This is a genomic window from Mesoterricola silvestris, from assembly GCF_030295405.1.
Lineage (GTDB): Bacteria > Acidobacteriota > Holophagae > Holophagales > Holophagaceae > Mesoterricola > Mesoterricola silvestris.
This window is the reverse complement of the sequence record NZ_AP027080.1, coordinates 4,303,182-4,322,290: the sequence shown is the minus strand read 5'-3', so window position 1 is coordinate 4,322,290 and position 19,109 is coordinate 4,303,182. Positions and strand designations below refer to the sequence as shown.

The following is a 19,109-nucleotide window of genomic DNA, read 5'->3' as shown; positions in this document are numbered from 1 at the left end:
CATGATGCATCCTGCCATGCAGGAGGACGTCATGAGGTCGTTCCGGTTCCCGCTTCTCGCCCTGGTCCTCGCGGCGGCCCAGGCCCATGGCGCCGCCCCCGCGGCCCCCACCGTGGCCCACGTGGACCTGCGGTTCGGGGAATCCATCGCCGATCCCTACGCCTGGCTCCGGAACCGGACCGATCCCGAAGTCCTCAAATACCTGGAGGCGGAGAACGCCCACACCGAAGCCGCCACCGCCGGACTCAAGCCCCTGCGGGAGGCCCTCTACAAGGAGATGCTGGGGCGCATCAAGCAGACGGACCTCTCCGTGCCCGTGCGCAAGGGCCGGTTCTACTACTACACCCGCACGGAGGAGGGCAAACAGTACCCGATCCGCTGCCGCAAGGCCGCCGGCCCTTCCCTGGCCTTCGACGCCGCCGCACCGGAGGAGGTGCTCCTGGACCTGAACGAGATGGCCAAGGGGCTGACCTTCCTGGGGGTGGAGGACGTTTCCGTGAGCGACGACGGGAACCTGCTCCTGTACTGCACGGACACCACCGGCTACCGCCAGTACGACCTGCACCTGAAGGACCTGCGCACCGGGAAGGTGCTGGGCCCCACGGCCCAGCGGGTCACGTCCGTGGAATGGGCCGCCGACAACCGCACCTTCTTCTTCACCACCGAGGATGCGGTCACCAAGCGCAGCGATACGGCGTGGCGCATGGGCCTGGACGGCAAGGCCGTCAAGCTCGTGGAGGAGAAGGATGAACTCTTCCGCCTGGGCCTGAACCGGACCAAGGACGGGAAATTCGTGATCCTGGAGGCGGAAAGCACCGACACCTGGGAGAACAGCTACCTGGACGCCGCCCGCCCCGAGGGGGCCTTCCGCGTCCTGCTGCCCCGGGAGAAGGGCCACAAGTACAAGGTGGACCACCGCGAGGGCCTCTTCTACCTGCGCACCAACAAGGGCGCCCTGGACTTCCGCATCGTCACGGTGCCCGCGGGGGACCCGGGCACCGCGGCGTGGAAGACCTTCGTGGCCCCCCGGGACGGCGTCCACGTGGAGGGGCTGGAACTCTTCAAGGGCTTCGCGGTGGTGCGGGAGAAGCGCGAGGGGCTCGCCACCTTCCGGGTGCTGGACTTCGCCACCGGGAAATGGCACGAGATCCGCCAGCCCGAGGCCGTCTACTTCGCCTCGGGGGGCTCCACCCCCGAGTACGATTCGGTGCAATTCAGGTACCACTACCAGTCCCAGGTGACTCCGCCCACCACGTTCGACTACCACATGGGCCGCCGGGAAACGACGCTCCTGAAGCGCCAGGAGGTGCTGGGCTACGATCCCGCCCTCTACGCCACCGAACGCGCCTGGGCCACCGCCCGGGACGGCGTGCGGGTGCCCCTGAGCCTCGTGTACCGCAAGGGCCTCCGGCGCGACGGCAAGGCGCCCCTGTTCCTGTACGCCTACGGCTCCTACGGCTACGGAACGCCGGCGGCCTTCGATTCCAACCGCATCAGCCTCCTGGACCGGGGCGTCGTGTTCGCCGTGGCCCACATCCGCGGCGGGGACGAACTGGGCGAAGGCTGGCACCGGGACGGCATGCTCATGAAGAAGATGAACACCTTCACCGACTTCATCGATTGCGCCGAGAGCCTGGTGGCCGGCAAGTGGACCTCCAGCGACCGGCTGGTCATCGAGGGCGGAAGCGCCGGCGGGCTTCTCATGGGCGCCGTCACCAACCTGCGCCCGGACCTCTTCAAGGCCGTGCATGCCGCCGTGCCCTTCGTGGACGTCATGAACACCATGCTGGATCCCACCCTGCCCCTGACCGTGGGCGAGTACCTGGAATGGGGCAACCCCAACGAGAAGGCCGCCTACGACTACATGCGCTCCTACAGCCCCTACGACAACCTGGCCCGGAAGGCCTACCCGGCCATGCTCGTCACGAGCAGCCTCAACGACAGCCAGGTGGGGTACTGGGAACCCGCCAAGTACGTGGCCAGGCTCCGCACCCTGAAGACCGATTCCAACGAGCTGCTCCTGCGCATGAAGCTGGAGCCCGGCGGCCACGGCGGCGCCTCGGGGCGCTACGACCGGCTCCGGGACAAGGCCTTCGAGTACGCCTGGATGCTCCGCCAGATGGGGATCACGAAATGAGGGTGGTCCGGGCGATGCCCAGCTTCTTCATGCGGCTCTGCAGCGTGGTGGGCCTGAGGCCCAGCCGCAGGGCCGCGCCCCCGGCCCCGTAGATCCGGCCCGCGCACTGGCGCAGGGCCTTCAGGATCGCGTCCCGCTCGACGCTCCGGAGATCCTCCGGCGCCGGCCCCGGAAGGGGCCCGGGCGCGGCGGAGCGCAGGGCGGCCTCCAGGTCCAGGTCCCCCTGGGGGGCCAGGATCGTGGCCCGCTCCAGCACGTTGATCAGCTCGCGCACGTTGCCCGTCCAGGGATGGGCCTCCAGGCGGGCCGCGTCCCCGGGGGGGATGCGCCAGGGGCCCTGGCCGGTGCGCCGGGCCTGGCGGAAGAGCCAGTCCTCGGCCAGCAGCAGGATGTCCTCCCGCCGCTCCCGCAGGGGCGGCAGCCGCAGGGGGAAGACGTTGAGGCGGTAGAAGAGGTCGGCGCGGAACCGCCCCTCGGCCACGGCCCGCTCCAGGTCCACGTTGGTGGCGGCCAGGATCCGGACGTCCACGGTCACGCTGCGGTCCGAGCCCAGCGGTTCGAAGGTCCCCTCCTGGAGCACCCGCAGGAGCTTGGATTGCATGGGCAGGGGCAGGTCCCCGATCTCGTCCAGCAGGAGCGTGCCGCCGTGGGCCACCTGGAAGCGCCCCGGCCGGGCCTGGCTGGCGCCGCTGAAGGCCCCCCGGGTGTGGCCGAAGAGCTCGCTCTCCACCAGGTGCTCGGGAAGGGCCGCGCAGTTGAGGCGCAGGAAGGGGCGCTCGGCGCGGCGGCTCCACCCGTGGATGGCCCGGGCCAGCACCTCCTTGCCGGTGCCCGTCTCCCCCGTGATGAGCACGGCGGATTCCGAGGCCGCCACCTGCCGGGCCTGGCCCGCCACCTGGCGGAACGCGGGGCTGAGGCTGCGCTCCATGAGGGCCCCGGCGTCGTCCGCGCCCACCACCTCGCTGCGCAGGAGGCGGTTCTCGGCCTCCAGGAGTTCGCGCTGGTCCGCGCTCTGCTCCTGGGCCATCCAGGTGAGGGCGATGAGCTGGCCGTAGATGGTGGCCAGGCTCACGGTGAAGGGTTCGAAGGTGCCGCAGGTGGCCCGGTCGAAGGTGAGGGCCCCCAGCATCCGGCCGCCGCCCAGGAGGGGCACCACCATGCAGGCGTGGCCGTGGGGCAGGTCCAGCACGCCATCGTAGGGATCCCCGTCGCCCTCGGCGTGGTCGTGGGCGTCCATGACCCGGGTGCGCCCGGTGCGCAGGGCCTCGGCGATGCTGGGGAAGCGGTCCAGGTCCAGGGTGTGGGTCCGCACCGGATCCCCCGCCAGGGGCCCCCGGGCGCACACCACCCGCAGGCGTCCCTTCTCCAGGCGCAGCACCGCGGCCAGGTCGTAGGGCACGATGCCCGCCAGGGCGTCCAGGGCCGCGGGCAGGAAGGCCTCCCCCTGGGGCAGGCGCCCCGCCACCAGGGCCAGTTCCTTCAAGGCCCGGGCCAGATCAAGGGCCGCTTTCGCCATGGCATCCCCCCCGGGTCCCCAGGCTACCGGCATTTCGGTGAAAGCGGGTGTTTTCGTTGATTACACCGACATTTCGGTGCAATGCGAAGGGCCGGGAAACCCTTAGCCCCGGTTTACGAGGGACTTAAACTAGTGGCACTCCCCTTGCGACGCTTTGACCGCCGGAGGCCCGTGGCCCCCGTTCTGAGGAGAGATCGATGACTGCGCTCAAGGGCTCCAAGACCCACGCCAACCTCAAGGCCGCCTTCGCGGGCGAATCCCAGGCCAACCGCCGCTACCTCTACTTCGCCAAGGTCGCCGACATCGAGGGCTACCCGGAAGTGGCCGGCAACTTCAAGGAGACCGCGGACGGGGAAACCGGCCACGCCCACGGCCACCTGGACTACCTCAAGGCCGTGGGCGACCCCGCCACCGACCTCCCCATCGGCGACACCGCCCTGAACCTCAAGGCCGCCATCGCCGGCGAGACCCACGAGTACACCGACATGTACCCCGGCATGGCCAAGGCCGCCCGGGAGGAGGGCTTCAAGGAGATCGCCGACTGGTTCGAGACCCTCGCCAAGGCCGAGAAGAGCCACGCGGGCCGCTTCCAGAAGATGCTCGAGAGCATCAGCTAGCCATGTCCGGGCACGCCCCCCTCGACCCCGAAAAGCCGGAGACGACCCCCGGCCACCGCATCAGCTACGTGGCCGGGCCGTCCACCGTGTACGACCCCGCCGACCCCCGCTACTGGGACGAAGGGCTCCTCAAGGACGAGGTGGAGCGCGCTTTCGAGATCTGCAACGGGTGCCGCCTGTGCTTCAAGTACTGCGACGCCTTCCCGGGCCTCTTCAGCCTCCTGGACGACGCGCGCCAGGGCGATGTGCGCGCCCTGACGAAGGGGGAACGGGACGGGGTCATGGACGACTGCTTCCAGTGCAAGCTCTGCGAGGTCCAGTGTCCCTACACGCCCCGGGAGGGCCACGAATTCGCCCTGGACTTCCCCAGGCTGGTGCACCGCTACCAGGCCGTGCGCAAGCGGAAGGAGGGCTTCACCCTGCGGGACCGGGTCCTGGGGGACCCGGACCTGGCGGCCTCCCTGGCCCGCAAGAGCTTCGGCCTGGCCAACGCCATGAACCGGGTGTCCCTCCACCGCTGGTTCATGGACAAGGTCCTGGGCGTGCACCCCCAGGCCCACCTCCCGGAATTCGCCTCGGCCACCTTCGAGGCCTGGGCGGAGCGGAGCGGGAAGATGGCGTCCGGGCCCGGCGCCGAGGTGGTGCTCTTCCAGACCTGCTACATCCAGAACAACGACCCCCAGATCGGCAAGGACACCCTGGAGGTGCTCGAGAAGAACGGCTGCCAGGCCCGGTGCGTGGGGGGCCTCGTGTGCTGCGGCATGCCGGCCTGGGAGCACGGGGACCTGGCCAGCCTGCGCAGCCAGGCCCGGCGGAACCTGGACGTGCTCATGCCCCACGTGGAAGCGGGATCGAAGGTGGTGGTCATCAACCCCACCTGCGCCATGATGCTGCGCCGGGAATACCCCGAGCTGCTGGAGGGGGAGGACCGGGAGCGCGCGCGCAAGCTCGCCGCGGCCGTGCGGGACACGGGCGAATTCCTCTGGAGCATCCGCAACGAGGAGCGCGCCCGGTGGGAGTTCCTCTCCAGCCCCGGCCCCATCTCGTACCACGCCCCCTGCCACCTGCGGGCCCAGGCCGTGGGCTTCAAGGGCCGCGACCTGCTGCGGAAGATCCCGGGGGTGTCCATCATCACCGTCATGGAATGCTGCGGGCACGACGGAACCTACGCCATGAAGTCCGAGACCTTCGAGGCCAGCCGGCGCCTGGGGGCCAAGGCCTTCGACGGCATGAAGGCCGAACCCGCCGCCCAGGTGTGGGCCACGGAGTGCCCCCTGGCCGCCATCCAGTTCGATCAGCATGCGGGCCGCAAGGCCCTGCATCCCATGACCATCCTGGCCCGGGCCTACCGCAAGGACGGCTTCCCCAACCCCGTGGAGACCCCATGAACCCCGTAGCCCGCGGCGAGATCCTCGACTACGTCACCTACACCGAAGGGCGCGAGGCCCTGCGCGCCTCGGCCATGGCCGCCAAGGACCTGCGCCGCGTCCATGCGGGGCCCCACCTCACCTTCCTGTTCGAGAACCGGGAGACGGTGCGCTACCAGGTCCAGGAGATGGTGCGGGCCGAGCACATGGTGCGGGAATCGGACATCCTGCACGAGCTGGAGACCTACAACGGCCTCCTGGGCGGCCCCGGGGACCTGGGCGCCACCCTCCTCATCGAGATCGAGGACGAGGGGGAGCGCGGCGTCCTGCTGCGGCGCTGGCGGGACCTGCCGGAGCGCATCTCCCTTCTGCTGGAGGACGGCCGGAAGGTTCCCGCCCGCTGGGACGCGTCCCAGATCAGCGACGGGAAGCTCAGTTCGGTCCAGTTCCTGCTTTTCGCGGTGGGCGACGGCGCCCGGCCCGTGGCCGTGGTGGTGGAGCACCCGGACCTGTCGGCGCGGGCCGACTTCACCGGGGCCACGCGCCGGGCCCTGGCAGCGGATCTCTGAGGGGCACCGGCTCCCGGGACCCCCGGGCATAGGGCGCCGGCCACGGCGCGGCCACGCCCAGCTTGTGGGCGGCGCGCAGGGGCCAGCGGGGATCCCGCAGCAGCTCGCGCCCCAGCAGCACCAGGTCCGCTTCGCCCCTGGCCAGGATCTCCTCGGCCTGGGCGGGACCGGTGATCAGGCCCACCGCGCCGGTGGCGATGCCCGCCTCCCGGCGGATGCGGGCCGCGAAATCCACCTGGTACCCGGGACCCACGGGAATGGCCGCCCGGGGCGCCATGCCCCCCGAGGAGCAGTCCACCAGGTCCACGCCCAGGGGCCCCAGCATGCGCGCCAGGTCCACGCTTTCGCCGATCTCCCAGCCGCCGGGGACCCAGTCCGTGCAGGAAAGGCGCACCAGCAGGGGCAGGTGGGCGGGCCACACCGCGCGCACCGCGCCGGCCACCTCCCGCAGGAGCCGCGAGCGGTTCTCCAGGGAGCCGCCGTATCGGTCCTGGCGCCGGTTGGCCAGGGGCGACAGGAACTGGTGGAGGAGGTACCCGTGGGCGGCGTGGATCTCCGCCACCTGGAACCCGGCCTCCAGGGCCCGCAGCGCCGCGGCCCTGAAAGCCTCCACGATGCCGGCGATCCCCGTCTCGTCCAGCGCCAACGGCGTAGGCCAGCCCTCGTCGAAGGGCACGGCGCTGGGCGCCGCCCCGGGCCAGGAGGCCGGGGGCACGTTGTTGCCCTTCCAGGGCGCGCCCGAGCCGGACTTCCGGCCCGCGTGGGCCAGCTGGATCCCGGGAACCGCGCCCTGGGCCCGGATGAACGCCGTGATGCGGGCCAGGGGCTCGATCTGGGCGTCCTCCCAGAGGCCCAGGTCCTCGGCGCTGATCCGCCCTTCCGCGGCCACGGCGGCGGCCTCGGTGAGCACCAGGCCGGCCCCGCCCTGGGCCAGGCCACCCAGGTGCACCAGGTGCCAGTCGTTGGCGAGGCCCTCGGCGGCGCTGTACTGGCACATGGGCGAAACGGCGATGCGGTTGGGGAGCGTGACGCCGCGCAGGGGGAAGGGTGTGAACAACCGGCTCATGGGGGCCACCTTTGGATCCGATTATAGGAACTGCGCTACATTGGTGGATGAAATGAGAGGTTCACCATGGCCAAGATCGTGATCGTGGATGACAGCCGCCTTGCGCGGACGTTCACGGCCAGGTGCCTCGGCAACATGGGCCACGAGGTGGAACTGGCGGAGCCCACGGGCATCTTCGACGTGGTCAAGGTGCTCAAGGAGCAGAGGCCCGATCTCCTGATCATGGACTTCCTCATGCCCAACTGCCCGGGCACGAGCCTGGCCAAGGTGGTGTGCGACGATGGCGACCTCAAGGACATGCGCACCATCGTCCTCACCGCCCACCACGACGAGGACGTGGTGACCCGGCTGAAGGAACTGGGGGTGGCGGAGGTGCTCTTCAAGCCCACCGAGCCCGAGGTCCTGATCCTGGCCGTCGCCGAGGCGCTGGCTACTCGAACGTGAGGACGCCCCGCTCCTTGCGGTAGGCGAAGAGCTCCCCGAAGCGGCCCCAGGCCACGATGGTCTCGAAGGTGAGCTCGGGATCCTCCATGGGCAGGCGGCTGGCGATCTCCTGGATCAGCTCCTCCCGGGCCAGGGAGCCCTCCCGCAGCTCCAGCATCTCCTGCACCACGCGGAAGAGCTTGAGCTCCATGAGCTGGTCGCGCCAGATGAGCTTGCGCTCGTCCATGCCGCCCCGCACGAAGCGCCGGCCCAGGGGGGTCAGCTGCACCTGGCGCTTGGGCGTGTCCACCAGCTCGAGCATCTCGAGCCCCTTGACGGTGGTGAGCACCTCGCCGAAGGCCACGTGGGTGTGGGCGACCACCTGGAACAGGTCGCAGGTGCCGCCCAGGGTGTCAAGCAGCTCCAGGAGGCCCAGCATGTCGGCGTTCTGCGCCCCCGGCAGGGGCTCGACGATATCGGCCTCCACGCTGGGTTCGACGGTGCTCACCTGGATATCGGGGAGCTCGGCGCTGGTGATGATGTCGTGGAGCTGGTCCACCAGGCGCGTGAAGTCGGGGCTGCGGGTGTCCCGGGGCCGGGGCAGGGTGTTCTCCACGATGGTGCGGATGCGCCCGGGATTGGCGGAGAGCACCACGATGCGGTCGGCCATGTAGGCCACTTCCTTGATGTCGTGGCTCACCATGAGGATCGAGGAGGGGTTGCGCTCCACGTCGTCCCAGATGTCCAGGATCTCGGCCCGCAGGCCCTCCGCGGTGAGGGCGTCCACCTGGCTGAAGGGCTCGTCCATGAAGAGGATCTCGGGGTTCACCGACAGGGCCCGGGCCATGCCCACGCGCTGCTTCATGCCGCCGGAGAGCTCCCGGGGGTAGGCCTCCTCGAAGCCCTCCAGGCCCACCATGCGGATGGCCCGGTTGGTGCGCTCGCGGATCTCGGCAGGGTCCAGGCCCTTGGCGACGAGGACGTTCTCCACGTTGGCCTCCACCGTCATCCAGGGGTAGAGCGCGAAGCCCTGGAAAACGATGGCCACGTTGGAGTTCAGCCCGGCCTGCTTCTGGCCGCGGTAGCGCACCTGGCCCTGGGTGGGCTCGATGAGCCCCGCGAAGATCCGCATGATGGTGGACTTCCCGCAGCCCGAGGGCCCGATGAGGCAGATGACCTCGTTGGGGCGGATGTCCAGGTTGATGTCCTCCAGCACGCGCAGGGGCACGCCGGTGCCGCGGTCGAAGGACTTCTGGATGCCGCGGAGTTCGAGGATGGGCTGGGCGTTGTGGTCGAGGGCCATGGTCGTCCTCACTTCGTAAGGGAGTAGCGGGTGTGGGCCAGCTGGTAGGTGGGCTTCCACACCAGACGGTTGAAGATCACCACGATGGCCGACATGAGCAGGACGCCCGCGGCCAGGAGGGTGAGGTTGCGCTCGTAGGCGGCCTGGCTCACCGTGGCCCCCAGGCCGAAGGTCTTGAGGGTCTCGCCGTGGAAGTCGTAGTACTCGGCCACGATGCTGGCGTTCCAGGCGCCGCCCGCGGCCGTGACCCAGCCCGTCACCAGGTACGGGAAGGTGGCCGGCAGGTACAGGGCCTTGAAGCGCTGCCACCAGGAGAGCTGGAAGCTGGTGGCGGCCTCCTTGAGATCCCCGGGGATGGCCATGGCGCCGGCGATGACGTTGAACAGGATGTACCACTGGGTGCCCAGGAGCATCAGCAGGACGCAGCCGTAGTCGAGGCCCACGTGGAAGCGCGCCAGGGTGGCGATGACCACCGGGAAGAGCATGGGGGCCGGGAAGCTCGCCGCCACCTGGACCACGGGCTGCAGGATCCGGCTCAGGCGCGGGGAGAGCCCGATGGCCAGGCCCGCGGGAACGGCCCAGAGGGTGCCCAGGGCGGTGGACACCAGCACCCGGACCAGGGTGAGGCCTCCGGCCTTGGCCAGGAAGGACCACTGGCGTCCCGGGATGGCCGAGAGGTAGTGCACGAGGCTGACGGCGGCCCACACCACCACGGCCAGCAGGGCCAGGAGCGCCGTGTTGGCCACGGCCCGCTGGATGGAGCCGGCCCGTTTCGCCCGGCGGGGCTGGGGGGCGGGGCGCGTCCGGCCGAGGCCCAGGTGGCGCCGGTGGGCGCGGCGCGCCTCCAGCCACCGCACCAGGCGCGAGCGGCGCAGGAGCCTCAGGAGCCAGCTGCGGGGCTGCTCGCCCTGGGCGGTCTCCTCCACCCGGAACCGCTGGGCCCACACCACCACCGGGCGCCAGAGCACCTGGTCCAGGAACACGATCATGCACACCATGGCCACGATGGCGCTGAGCATGGCCGGGCCGTTGCCCTTCTCCACGGCCACGCTCATGTAGGAGCCCAGGCCGGGCAGCCGGAAGTCCTGGTCCCCCAGCTTGAAGGCCTCGGTGATCATCAGGAAGAACCAGCCCCCCGCCATGCTCATCATGCTGTTCCAGACGAGGCCCGAGGTGCCGTAGGGCAGCTCCACCCACTTCAGGCGCTCCCACCAGGTGAACCCGTAGACCGTGGCGGCCTCCTGGAGGTCCTGGGGCACGGATTTAAGGGAATGGTAGAGGCTGAACGTCATGTTCCAGGCCTGGCCCGTGAAGATCATGAGGATCGCCGCGAGCTCCAGGCCCAGGTTGCTGTGGGGGAAGACGGCCACCAGGGCCAGCACCAGGCCCGGCATGAAGCCCAGCACCGGGATGCTCTGCAGGATGTCCAGGAGGGGCACCAGGAGCTTTTCGGCGCGGCTGTCCTTGGCCGCCCAGTAGGCGTACACCAGGGTGAAGCCCAGGGAGATGACGTAGGCCACCAGGCCCCGCATCATGGAGAAGAAGGTGTAGAGGGGCAGGGACCGGGGCGAGAGGTCGATGTCCACCACCGGGCGCTTGGCCCCGGTCCACTGCTGGCCGAGCTGCACCAGCCCGAACAGCAGCGCGCACCCCATGAGGATGACGACCAGGTCCACCCAGCGGCGGCGCCGGAACGGATAGAAGAGGGCATTGGCCTGGCCCCAGACAGTGTCGATGATGCGATTGAGCATGGAGGATCCGGAACGGAATGGCGCAGGGCGGCTCCCGCCGCTCCCGCATCCTTGCATACGTGTGTCACCGGCGTGTTACGCCCGGCGCGTCAGGGGCGGCACAAAGGAGGTTCTTCGACGGGGTTCATGTTCAGCATCGATACCTCCTTTCCGGGCAAATCCTCATTAGGCAGCATGCCCCCCCCCGGAGGGCGGGTCAACCCCGATGGCCGGAAATTGGACCTTCGGGTCCGGGTGGGTCAAAATCAAGGCAAAGGAGCCTTGCCTTGGATACGAGAAAAATGGGGTTCAATACGAAACTGGTCCATGCCGGCATTCCGGAGGACGCCACCGGAAGCGTGACCACTCCGGTCTACCAGACCTCCACCTTCGCCTTCCGCAACGCGCAGCAGGGCGCCGACCGGTTCGCGGGCAAGGCCCCGGGCTTCATCTACAGCCGCATCGGCAACCCCACGGTCTGCGCCCTGGAGGAGAACGTGGCCGAGCTGGAGAACGGCTTCGGCTGCACCGCCACGTCCTCGGGCATGGGCGCGGTCTCCACCGTGTACATGGCCCTCCTGAACCAGGGGGACCACATGGTGTCCACGGCGGGCGTGTACGGCCCCTCCCGGGTGCTCATGGACAAGCACATGAGCCGCTTCGGGGTGGAATCCACCTACCTGGACACCAACGACCTGGCCGCCCTCAAGGCCGCCATCCGGCCCAACACCAAGGTCGTCTACGTCGAATCCCCCTCCAATCCCTCCATGATCGTCACGGACATCGCCGCCGCGGCCGCCATCGCCCACGAGGCCGGCGCCCTGCTGGTGGTGGACAACACCTTCGCCAGCCCCTGCCTCCAGAAGCCCCTGGACCTGGGCGCCGACGTGGTGCTCCACTCCATCACCAAGTTCATCAACGGCCACGCCGACGTGGTGGGCGGCGTCATCGTCGCCAAGACGGAGGAGCTCCACAAGAAGCTGCGGGCCATGGTGGTGATCATGGGCCCCTGCATGGATCCCCACCAGGCCTCCCTGGTGAGCCGCGGCCTCAAGACCCTCTCCATCCGCATGGAGCGGGCCCAGGCCAACGCCATGCAGATCGCCCTGTGGCTGGAGAAGCACCCCAAGGTGGAATGGGTCAGCTTCCTGGGCCTGCCCAGCCACCCCCAGCACGACCTGGCCAAGCGCCAGATGGCCGGTCCCGGCGCCATGATCTCCTTCGAGGTCAAGGGTGGCGTGGAAGCCGGCGCCCGCCTCATGGACAGCGTCAAGCTGGCCGCGCTGGCCGTGTCCCTGGGCGGCGTCGAGACCCTCATCTGCCACCCCGCCTCCATGACCCACGCCAGCATGGGCCGCGAAGCCCGCCTGGAAGGCGGCGTCACCGACGGCCTCGTGCGCTACGCCGTGGGCATCGAGGACGTGGAGGACCTCATCGCCGATCTGGACCAGGCCCTGGCCAACGTTTAGCCAGGTCTCCGACCCACCCCGATCATCCCTGCCGAAGCCAGCCCCTTCTTTCATCCCCTTCATCCTGTTCATCCGATCCATCCCTGTTCCCGCAGGGCCAGCGATGGGTGGGCCGGCGCGTCATCGATCTGCATGCGCCGACCCATCCCTGCTCTGGCCCTGCGGGAACGGGGATGAAAAAGATGAACAGGATGAAGGGGATGAAAGAAGGGGCTGGCCCTTGATTCCGGCTCAGGGGCGGTGGTCGCCGTTGAAGCGCAGCGTGCGTTCGCCGATCCCAGGACGGCGCTGGCCGATCAACCCCTGGAAGGGCTCCTGGACGGATCTATCCTCGTCCCGGAGGCGATTCCATGGTCAAGGTCCTGCTGTGGTTCATCCTGCTGGTCATCTGCTGGCCCCTGGCGCTGCTGCTGCTCGTGCTCTTTCCGCTTGTTTGGCTGGTGCTCCTGCCCCTGCGGATCCTGGGCTTCGCCGTGGAGGGGGCGCTCTCCCTGGTACGGGGTGTGTTCCTACTGCCTGGGAGGCTCCTGGGGGGGTGAGAAGCGGGTTCCGGGCGGGAAGGCCAGGCCGAAGACCCCTTCCAGGACGTCCAGGAGTTCGGCCGGGTCCAGGTCCCGGGTGACGCCGCCCCGGGTGAGGGACAGGTTGCGCAGCGTGGCGCGGTCCCCGGGGGCGCAGCGCTGGGCCGTGAGCACCTGGGTGAACTTGGAATCCGGGTGGGTGCTGGTGTAGTGGTTGGCCACCTTCAGGTCCACCGGGAACACCTCGCTGGGCTCCAGGGCGTAGAGGTCCATCCAGGCCCCCTCCCGCCAGGCCTGGAGCACCTGCCGGGGGCCTTCGGCGAGGATGCGGTTCCGGTCCCCGTGGTGCTCCACCTCCCGGCCGTCCAGGGGCACCGGGCCCAGGATCCCGTCCGCCCCGAACCCCACGTCCGCCAGCCACGGCCCGTCCTCCAGGGCCACCTCCAGCGCCAGGTGGGAGCGGGCCATGGCTCCGGTGGCGCCCCGGCGCACCCGGGCCTCCCGGAGCCTGCAGGTGAAACCCAGGGCCCCCAGCGCGGCCCCGAAGAGGGAATTCTGTTCGAAGCAGTAGCCCCCCCTCCGCCCGGCCACGAGCTTGGCCTGCAGGGCCTCCAGGTCCAGGAGGATGGGGCGTCCCAGGTGGATATCGAGGTTCTCGAAGGGGATGGCCCAGGTGTGGGCCAGGTGAAGGGCCCCCAGGGAGGGGTGCGGATCCCCCAGGCCGATGCGCTCCCGGTACGCCGCCAGATCGAAGGCGCCGCTCATCGCGCCCCCCCCAGGACCGCGCGCCCCCGGCGCACCAGGACCGGCGCCAGGACCATCAGGCCCAGGACCACCCCCATGGTCAGGGTGGGGTTCCGGAAGTACGCGTTCAGCCGCAGGGTGGTCACCGCGATGACCGCGTAGTAGAGCATGTCCCCGGCGATGGCGAAGCCCCAGCCCGCCAGGAACCCGTGGCCCGCCGCCAGGGCCGCGGCGCGCCCCGTCATGGGGTCCACGCCGAAGGCGATCATGAGGAGGCCGAAGGGCCCGGCCCCGGTGCCCGCGAAGGTGCGCGCCCCCCGGGCCATGGCCAGCTTCATGGCCAGGCCCAGCCGGAACAGGAAGGGGACCCGCGCCCCCAGCTCCACCAGCAGCCGCAGGACCGGTTCGAAGGCCAGGGCCAGGATGACGTCCGAAACGAAGTAGATCCCCGCCGTCAGCGGCCAGGCCATCCCCTGGGACCGGGCCAGCAGCACCCCGGCGGGAATCCCGCCGCCGACCGGAAGAAGAAAGAGCATCAGCACGGGGACCATGCTGGATCTTACCCCGGCGGTCCGGTCCGTGGGGGCGAGGTTTTTCGCAGAAGTATTAAAAATTTATATTCAGGACCGGTTTTTCCGAAATCGCCGCCTATCTTTGCAGGGTGAGGAACGGTCGATGACCAAGCCCACACGCATCCCCCCGAAGCAGGCCACCCTCCCCGTCCTCCCGGAGCCCCTGGAGGCCCCGGCCGCCGCCCGGACCGCGCCCGGGGTGCGACCCCTGGCACCTTCCCAGCCGGTGATGCGGTTTTTCGGCGTGCCCTTCCTGAAGGGCAGGGCCGGGGAGATCACGGCCATCCATCTCTGCCCCGAGCGGATCCACCTCGCCGTGATCCGGGATGGCCGGGAGCTGGACGTGTCCAACCGCCTCACCATGCGGAGCCTGGATCTGGGCGGCCTGGCTTCCGCGCGCATGATCGCCTTCCGTCCCGGGCGGGAGGGCCCCTCCACGGAACTGGCCATCGCCGGTGCGCCCCCCACGCCCGCGATCGCCCGCTTCAACCTCCAGGCCGGCCGCTCCCTCCCTGGCTTTGCCCTCCCGGAGGTCACGGCCCTCGCCTACAGCGGTGACGGCCGCTTTTTCGCCGCGGGGAACCGCCACGGTCGTTTGAAGGTCTGGCTTCTTGGCGAAGGGGAGCCGCTGGCGGTCCAGGAGGGCCGTTTCGGCGCCCCGGTGGAGAGCCTGGCCTTCCACGGCGAGCACCCCACGGTCTACGGGACCCTCGCCTCCGGCGCCCTGGTCCAGGTGGCCCTGGCGCCCAGTCCCGCGGTGGACGCCGGGCTGGCCCTGCGGAAGGAGGTCCCCGGCACCCGCGTGCGGCAGGTGGCCGCGGGCCGCCGGGGCTATTCCATCTATCTGGCCGGCCGGGACGACCGGGTCTACGTGCTGGACACCGCCACCGGCGAAGTGGGCCTGTTCTCGCCCAACGTGGGCCCCATCGCGGACCTGCAGGTGCTGCCGGCCAGTGGCCACCTGTGCGTGCTCGGCCCTCGGTCCGTCTACCTCATCCACCCCGTGGGTCCCGACCAGGGGGAGCACCTGGCCCTGGTCTGCCCCTTCGACGACCCCCTCTACGCCGCCTGGGAACTGGACCGGGACGCGGTGCTGGTGTTCCATGCGGCCGATTAAGGCATATCGGCAAACCCCAGGTCATGAATCGATGGGTTGTTCCCGGTGATCCGGCTCCAGCTTGGACCTGAGGTTCTTTATCCTGCTCTTTCCCCTGGATCCTGTTTATCCCCGTTTGAAGTTCGCAGGGAGTTGTCGCCACCTTTGGGTCAAGGACGTCGAGTAACATACGCTCCGACCCACCTCATCGCTGGCCCTGCGGGAACTGGGATGAAATGGATGCACAGGATGCAGGGGATGAAAGCGGGGAGCACCTTAAGGCCCTCAGACGGTGTTTACGCTAGGGTGCATAGGTCAGCACTCTGCCGGGATCCTGGATCAGGGTCCCGAAATCCCCGTTGCGCACCACGAAGGTCCGGTCCGGTTCGCCCCAGGCGACGAACTTGACCAGGATGACGTCCCCCATGCCGGGGGCCGGCGACGGCGGGTAGGAGAAGGACACGGATCCGGCCGGGGTGGTCGCGCCGCCCGAGTAGTAGCGGACCGGGTCCCCGGGGTTCCGCCCGTAGTTCTTCGCCAGGATGAGGCTGACGGAGGCCTCCCCGGGCCTTCCGGACCCGGCCACGAGGCAGCCCCGCGGGGCCCGGGCCGCGGCCTCGGCCTGGAAGCTCCGGGCGCCGCGGTGGGCGGCGGCGTAGGTCAGGGCGGCGCCCAGGGCGAAGCCCGTCAGAAGCAGGCCTTCGGGGCGGCGGAACAGGAAGCCCATGGCGGGATCTCCTTGATGGGATCGGAGGGGAATGACCTCCAGCCTACCAGGGCCGATCCCCCCCGGGATTTGCCGGCGGCGGGCCGCGGCTCCCTTCCGTTACCATGGGGACCGGCCCCGCCTTCGCGGGGAGCCCGCCCCCACCCCGCCCTCCCGGCGATCCCCCGCGCCGGGCGGTGGACTTCAGGAACGACCATGGACCGAACAGGAAAGACGCCCCGGGCGTTCTGGCTCATTCTCAGCGCCGTGCTGGCCTTCCGCTACCTGTGCCATGCGGCCGCCCTGATGCTCATCCTGCCCAACGAGATGCGGCCCGGGACCCCGCTGCCCGATCTGCTCCTGCGCCAGGTGCCCTACGTGGCGGGGCTGGCCCGGTGGAACTACGTCCTGTGGCTCCTGTGCTACATTCCCGGGGCCCTGTGGATCGGCGCCCGGGACCGGAAGCTGTTCCTGCGCCTGGTGGTTACCGACGGCCTGCTTTCCCTGCTGCGGGGCCTCATGATCCCCCTCACGGGCATCGGCCCGGTCATGGGGGCCGACGTCAACGCCCTCCATCCCTTCGCGGTCAAGCCCGCCCTGCTGGCCATCCTCAATCCCCTCACCGCCATCGGGGGGAATTCCGCGGGGATCTACCTGACGAAGGACCTGTTCTTCAGCGGGCACATCGCCACGACCTTCCTGCTCTACCTCTTCTCCCGGCGGTTCGGCCGGGCGAGCCGGGTCTTCCTGGGCCTGAACCTGTTCACCCTGGCGGTGGTGCTCCTGGCCCACCTCCACTACTCCATCGATATCATCGCGGCGTACGCCATCACCTACGGTGTGTACCGGGCCAGCGAGTCCTGGGGGGCCTCCCTTCAAACGCATTGGTTTTTCCGGGCCGCGCGTCCAGAATGAGGTGTCTCCGGCGGACCCCCCCATGAAACGCATCCTCCTTTCGCTCCTGCCCTGCCTGCTCGCGGCCCAGACCGTGCCGGCCCACATCGACGCCTTCCAGGCCACGGCCAGGGCCGTGCGCAGGGGCGGCACCGTGACCCTGCGCTGGTCCGCCACCGGGGTGGACCAGGTGCGCCTGGACCCCCTGGGGCTGATCCTGCCGGCCAAGGGCGAGATCACCCACCTGGTGTCGGGGCGGACCGTCTATTGGCTCCACGTGACCAACGGTGCCGGTGGACAGAGTGTTCCCCTGGTCGTGGATCTCGTGCCCGAGGAGCCGGCCCCGCTGCCCCCGGTCCCATCCATCCTTTCGCCCCTGATGCCGCCGGAGCGGCCCCGCATGGCGGCCCTGCCCGACGTGCCCGCCCCCGCCCCGGGGGTGGCGCTGCCCCCGCCGGACCGCGCGGCGCACCCCCAGGGGGCGCGCACTGTCTGGATCCAGTTCGCCGCCACGGTAAGCAGCCGGGGGGCCTCCCGGCTCCAGCGGACCCTCCTGCGCACCGCCGCCACCGAATCCACCCTGCAGGTGCGCCATCGGCGTTCCGGACGCCCCTTCCAGCTGGTGCGCAGCGGGCCCTTCCCCTCCGTGCAGGCCGCGCGCCAGCACCTCCTGGGGCTTTCCCGCGCCATGAAGGCCCTGGGGATCCGGCCGATGGTGATCCTCGGCCCCGCCCAGCCCCTTTCGCCGGTCCCCATCTACGTCGCCGATTCGCACCAGCCCTGACCGTCAGCGGGCCCCCAGCACCCGTCCGGCCACCGCGTCCAGGTACCCCAGCACCTCCGGGTCCCGGTGGGCGGGGGCGGTGATGAGGGCGTGCTCCAGGGCCCTGCGGCAGGAGCAGGCCGGCGCCTGGGCGTCGGCCCGGAGCTGCGGAACCACGTGCCCGGCCAGGCCGCGGGCCCGGTCCGCATTGGCCACCAGCACCTTGACGATGGCGTCCACCGTGACGTGGTCGTGGTCCGGATGCCAGCAGTCGTAGTCCGTCACCATGGCCACCGTGGCGTAGCAGATCTCCGCCTCCCGGGCCAGTTTGGCCTCCGGCATGTTGGTCATCCCGATCACGTCGCAGCCCCAGGAACGGTAGAGCCGGGATTCGGCCAGGGTGGAGAACTGGGGGCCTTCCATCACCAGGTAGGTGCCGCCCCGCACGGCCTCGATGCCCGCCTCCGCGGCGGCGGCCTGCAGATGGTCGCCCAGGCGTCCGCACACCGGGTGGGCCATGGAGATGTGGGCCACCAGCCCCTGGCCGAAGAAGCTCTTCTGCCGGGCGAAGGTCCGATCGATGAACTGGTCGGCGATGACGAAGGTGCCCGGCCTGAGGTCCTCCCGCAGGGACCCCACGGCGCTCATGGAAACCAGATCCGTGACGCCGGCCCGCTTCAGGGCATCGATATTGGCCCGGTAGTTGATTTCCGAGGGCGAGATGCGGTGCCCCCGGCCGTGGCGCGGGAGGAAGACCAGGGGCTGGCCGTCCAGTTCCCCGAAGAGCAGCTCGTCCGATGGCTCGCCGAAGGGGGAGGCCACCTTCTCCCAGCGCTGGTGGGACAGCCCGTCCAGGTCGTAGATCCCGCTGCCTCCGATGAACCCGATGACGGTCCCTTTTTCGCTCATGGTGCGCTCCCCGGGGGATTATCGCAGATCCGGCCGGCGCCCCGGGTCACTGGCCCGCCGGGGGTTCCCAGAGCTCCACCTTGTTGCCTTCGGGGTCCAGGACCCAGCCGAAGGTGCCGTATTCCGACGCCTCCACCTTCTCCAGGACCTCGCAGCCCTCCGCCCTCAGGGCCGCGAGGAGCCCCTGGAGACCCTCCACCCGGTAATTGATCATGAACGGCGCCCGGCTCGGGGCGAAGGCGTCCGACCCCTCGCCGGAGATGCTCCAGGCCGTCGTCCCCCCCGTGGGCTTCCCCTCGGCGTCCGCCCACCGGAAGGCCGCCCCGCCCCAGGCCTGGACATCGATTCCCAGGTGCTTCCGGTACCAGGCGCAAAGGGCCGCCGGGTCCTTGGCCTTGAAGAAGATGCCGCCTATTCCTGTGACTCGGCCCATGGTGAGACTCCTGGAAGCGGGAGGGGGGGATCCCTGGGGAAGGAAGATACCACCGGTTGGAGGGCCGGGTTGCACCGGTCTCGCGCCGACTTTGACCTGACGTTCTTTATCCTGCCTTTTCCCCTGGATCCTATTCATCCCCGTTAGAACGCCGCTGGGAGTTGTCGCCACCTTTGGGTCAAGGACGTCATGCAACATGCGCTCCGACCCACCTCTGCGTCAGCCCTGCGGAAACCGGGATGAACGCCGATTGATGGGATGAACCGGGATCCGC

19 protein-coding genes are annotated in these 19,109 nt (G+C 69.8%); 10 read left to right on the top strand and 9 right to left on the bottom strand.

Annotated features, from left to right (window positions below; all coding sequences use genetic code 11):
- The first annotated feature begins 31 nt into the window (after positions 1–31).
- Positions 32–2,137, top strand: a complete 2,106-nt coding sequence (locus R2J76_RS18530) for a S9 family peptidase (protein WP_316413141.1) — start codon at positions 32–34, stop codon at positions 2,135–2,137.
- Here the strand turns inward: R2J76_RS18530 and R2J76_RS18525 are convergent.
- On the bottom strand, positions 2,127–3,653 hold the full coding sequence (locus tag R2J76_RS18525; protein WP_316413140.1) for a sigma-54-dependent Fis family transcriptional regulator: 1,527 nt from the start codon (positions 3,651–3,653) through the stop codon (positions 2,127–2,129). The genes R2J76_RS18530 and R2J76_RS18525 overlap by 11 nt on opposite strands.
- 197 nt (positions 3,654–3,850) lie before the next feature.
- Here R2J76_RS18525 and R2J76_RS18520 point away from each other — a divergent pair, with 197 nt between their 5' ends.
- From R2J76_RS18520 to R2J76_RS18510, 3 genes are read left to right on the top strand one after another with little or no spacing between them, the layout of a single operon-like run.
- Positions 3,851–4,270, top strand: coding sequence for a rubrerythrin family protein (locus R2J76_RS18520; protein WP_316413139.1), 420 nt, complete (start codon positions 3,851–3,853; stop codon positions 4,268–4,270).
- 2 nt (positions 4,271–4,272) lie between these two features.
- Positions 4,273–5,658 (top strand): heterodisulfide reductase-related iron-sulfur binding cluster, encoded by a 1,386-nt coding sequence (locus R2J76_RS18515; RefSeq protein ID WP_316413138.1) that lies wholly within the window; start codon positions 4,273–4,275, stop codon positions 5,656–5,658.
- Positions 5,655–6,206 carry a DUF3501 family protein gene (locus R2J76_RS18510; RefSeq protein ID WP_316413137.1) on the top strand — a complete coding sequence of 184 codons (552 nt, stop codon included), beginning with the start codon at positions 5,655–5,657 and terminating at the stop codon, positions 6,204–6,206. Before R2J76_RS18515 ends, R2J76_RS18510 begins: the two co-directional genes overlap by 4 nt.
- Here the strand turns inward: R2J76_RS18510 and R2J76_RS18505 are convergent.
- Positions 6,166–7,272, bottom strand: a complete 1,107-nt coding sequence (locus R2J76_RS18505; RefSeq protein WP_316413136.1) for an NADH:flavin oxidoreductase/NADH oxidase — start codon at positions 7,270–7,272, stop codon at positions 6,166–6,168. The two genes, R2J76_RS18510 and R2J76_RS18505, sit on opposite strands and share 41 nt — an antisense overlap.
- Before the next feature lie 66 nt (positions 7,273–7,338).
- Between R2J76_RS18505 and R2J76_RS18500 the strand changes: the two genes are divergently transcribed.
- On the top strand, positions 7,339–7,716 hold the full coding sequence (locus tag R2J76_RS18500; protein WP_316413135.1) for a response regulator: 378 nt from the start codon (positions 7,339–7,341) through the stop codon (positions 7,714–7,716).
- Here the strand turns inward: R2J76_RS18500 and R2J76_RS18495 are convergent.
- Positions 7,703–8,998 (bottom strand): ABC transporter ATP-binding protein, encoded by a 1,296-nt coding sequence (locus R2J76_RS18495; protein ID WP_316413134.1) that lies wholly within the window; start codon positions 8,996–8,998, stop codon positions 7,703–7,705. The two genes, R2J76_RS18500 and R2J76_RS18495, sit on opposite strands and share 14 nt — an antisense overlap.
- An 8-nt stretch (positions 8,999–9,006) precedes the next feature.
- A complete protein-coding gene (locus R2J76_RS18490; protein ID WP_316413133.1) occupies positions 9,007–10,749 on the bottom strand; it encodes an ABC transporter permease in 1,743 nt (580 codons plus the stop codon).
- 281 nt (positions 10,750–11,030) lie between these two features.
- Here R2J76_RS18490 and R2J76_RS18485 point away from each other — a divergent pair, with 281 nt between their 5' ends.
- Positions 11,031–12,197: a trans-sulfuration enzyme family protein gene (locus tag R2J76_RS18485; protein WP_394366851.1), complete on the top strand. Its 1,167-nt coding sequence runs from the start codon at positions 11,031–11,033 to the stop codon at positions 12,195–12,197.
- Positions 12,198–12,547: 350 nt separating this feature from the next.
- Entirely contained in the window at positions 12,548–12,736 is a 189-nt protein-coding gene (locus R2J76_RS18480) for a hypothetical protein (protein WP_316413131.1), read from the top strand.
- Here R2J76_RS18480 and R2J76_RS18475 read toward each other — a convergent pair.
- Complete coding sequence (locus R2J76_RS18475; RefSeq protein ID WP_316413130.1) at positions 12,707–13,483, bottom strand: arylamine N-acetyltransferase family protein; 777 nt, start codon at positions 13,481–13,483, stop codon at positions 12,707–12,709. The genes R2J76_RS18480 and R2J76_RS18475 overlap by 30 nt on opposite strands.
- A complete protein-coding gene (locus R2J76_RS18470; protein WP_316413129.1) occupies positions 13,480–14,013 on the bottom strand; it encodes a hypothetical protein in 534 nt (177 codons plus the stop codon). Before R2J76_RS18470 ends, R2J76_RS18475 begins: the two co-directional genes overlap by 4 nt.
- A 124-nt stretch (positions 14,014–14,137) precedes the next feature.
- Between R2J76_RS18470 and R2J76_RS18465 the strand changes: the two genes are divergently transcribed.
- Positions 14,138–15,151 carry a WD40 repeat domain-containing protein gene (locus R2J76_RS18465; protein WP_316413128.1) on the top strand — a complete coding sequence of 338 codons (1,014 nt, stop codon included), beginning with the start codon at positions 14,138–14,140 and terminating at the stop codon, positions 15,149–15,151.
- Between the two features lie 280 nt (positions 15,152–15,431).
- Here R2J76_RS18465 and R2J76_RS18460 read toward each other — a convergent pair whose 3' ends face one another.
- On the bottom strand, positions 15,432–15,857 hold the full coding sequence (locus R2J76_RS18460) for a hypothetical protein (protein WP_316413127.1): 426 nt from the start codon (positions 15,855–15,857) through the stop codon (positions 15,432–15,434).
- Between the two features lie 195 nt (positions 15,858–16,052).
- On the opposite strand from R2J76_RS18460, the gene R2J76_RS18455 reads away from it, so the two are divergent.
- Together R2J76_RS18455 and R2J76_RS18450 are read left to right on the top strand one after the other, a co-directional pair.
- Positions 16,053–16,751, top strand: a complete 699-nt coding sequence (locus tag R2J76_RS18455; protein WP_316413126.1) for a phosphatase PAP2-related protein — start codon at positions 16,053–16,055, stop codon at positions 16,749–16,751.
- Between the two features lie 22 nt (positions 16,752–16,773).
- Positions 16,774–17,514: an SPOR domain-containing protein gene (locus R2J76_RS18450; RefSeq protein ID WP_316413125.1), complete on the top strand. Its 741-nt coding sequence runs from the start codon at positions 16,774–16,776 to the stop codon at positions 17,512–17,514.
- Between the two features lie 3 nt (positions 17,515–17,517).
- On the opposite strand, the gene R2J76_RS18445 is transcribed toward R2J76_RS18450, so the two are convergent.
- Both R2J76_RS18445 and R2J76_RS18440 read right to left on the bottom strand, forming a co-directional pair.
- On the bottom strand, positions 17,518–18,402 hold the full coding sequence (locus tag R2J76_RS18445) for an S-methyl-5'-thioadenosine phosphorylase (protein WP_316413124.1): 885 nt from the start codon (positions 18,400–18,402) through the stop codon (positions 17,518–17,520).
- Between the two features lie 46 nt (positions 18,403–18,448).
- The gene (locus tag R2J76_RS18440; RefSeq protein ID WP_316413123.1) at positions 18,449–18,835 is read right to left on the bottom strand and encodes a VOC family protein; all 387 of its coding nucleotides are present in this window, start codon (positions 18,833–18,835) and stop codon (positions 18,449–18,451) included.
- Positions 18,836–19,109: the final 274 nt, after the last annotated feature.

Excerpts from the sequence above, each read along its gene's own strand:
- R2J76_RS18510 (WP_316413137.1), top strand. The coding sequence starts at position 5,655 with ATGAACCCCGTAGCCCGCGGCGAGATCCTCGACTACGTCACCTACACC.
- R2J76_RS18475 (WP_316413130.1), bottom strand. The coding sequence starts at position 13,483 with ATGAGCGGCGCCTTCGATCTGGCGGCGTACCGGGAGCGCATCGGCCTG.
- R2J76_RS18515 (WP_316413138.1), top strand. The coding sequence starts at position 4,273 with ATGTCCGGGCACGCCCCCCTCGACCCCGAAAAGCCGGAGACGACCCCC.
- R2J76_RS18455 (WP_316413126.1), top strand. The coding sequence starts at position 16,053 with ATGGACCGAACAGGAAAGACGCCCCGGGCGTTCTGGCTCATTCTCAGC.
- R2J76_RS18490 (WP_316413133.1), bottom strand. The coding sequence starts at position 10,749 with ATGCTCAATCGCATCATCGACACTGTCTGGGGCCAGGCCAATGCCCTC.
- R2J76_RS18500 (WP_316413135.1), top strand. The coding sequence starts at position 7,339 with ATGGCCAAGATCGTGATCGTGGATGACAGCCGCCTTGCGCGGACGTTC.
- R2J76_RS18460 (WP_316413127.1), bottom strand. The coding sequence starts at position 15,857 with ATGGGCTTCCTGTTCCGCCGCCCCGAAGGCCTGCTTCTGACGGGCTTC.
- R2J76_RS18525 (WP_316413140.1), bottom strand. The coding sequence starts at position 3,653 with ATGGCGAAAGCGGCCCTTGATCTGGCCCGGGCCTTGAAGGAACTGGCC.
- R2J76_RS18485 (WP_394366851.1), top strand. The coding sequence starts at position 11,031 with ATGGGGTTCAATACGAAACTGGTCCATGCCGGCATTCCGGAGGACGCC.
- R2J76_RS18470 (WP_316413129.1), bottom strand. The coding sequence starts at position 14,013 with ATGGTCCCCGTGCTGATGCTCTTTCTTCTTCCGGTCGGCGGCGGGATT.
- R2J76_RS18480 (WP_316413131.1), top strand. The coding sequence starts at position 12,548 with ATGGTCAAGGTCCTGCTGTGGTTCATCCTGCTGGTCATCTGCTGGCCC.
- R2J76_RS18530 (WP_316413141.1), top strand. The coding sequence starts at position 32 with ATGAGGTCGTTCCGGTTCCCGCTTCTCGCCCTGGTCCTCGCGGCGGCC.
- R2J76_RS18520 (WP_316413139.1), top strand. The coding sequence starts at position 3,851 with ATGACTGCGCTCAAGGGCTCCAAGACCCACGCCAACCTCAAGGCCGCC.
- R2J76_RS18495 (WP_316413134.1), bottom strand. The coding sequence starts at position 8,998 with ATGGCCCTCGACCACAACGCCCAGCCCATCCTCGAACTCCGCGGCATC.
- R2J76_RS18505 (WP_316413136.1), bottom strand. The coding sequence starts at position 7,272 with ATGAGCCGGTTGTTCACACCCTTCCCCCTGCGCGGCGTCACGCTCCCC.
- R2J76_RS18440 (WP_316413123.1), bottom strand. The coding sequence starts at position 18,835 with ATGGGCCGAGTCACAGGAATAGGCGGCATCTTCTTCAAGGCCAAGGAC.
- R2J76_RS18445 (WP_316413124.1), bottom strand. The coding sequence starts at position 18,402 with ATGAGCGAAAAAGGGACCGTCATCGGGTTCATCGGAGGCAGCGGGATC.
- R2J76_RS18465 (WP_316413128.1), top strand. The coding sequence starts at position 14,138 with ATGACCAAGCCCACACGCATCCCCCCGAAGCAGGCCACCCTCCCCGTC.
- R2J76_RS18450 (WP_316413125.1), top strand. The coding sequence starts at position 16,774 with ATGAAACGCATCCTCCTTTCGCTCCTGCCCTGCCTGCTCGCGGCCCAG.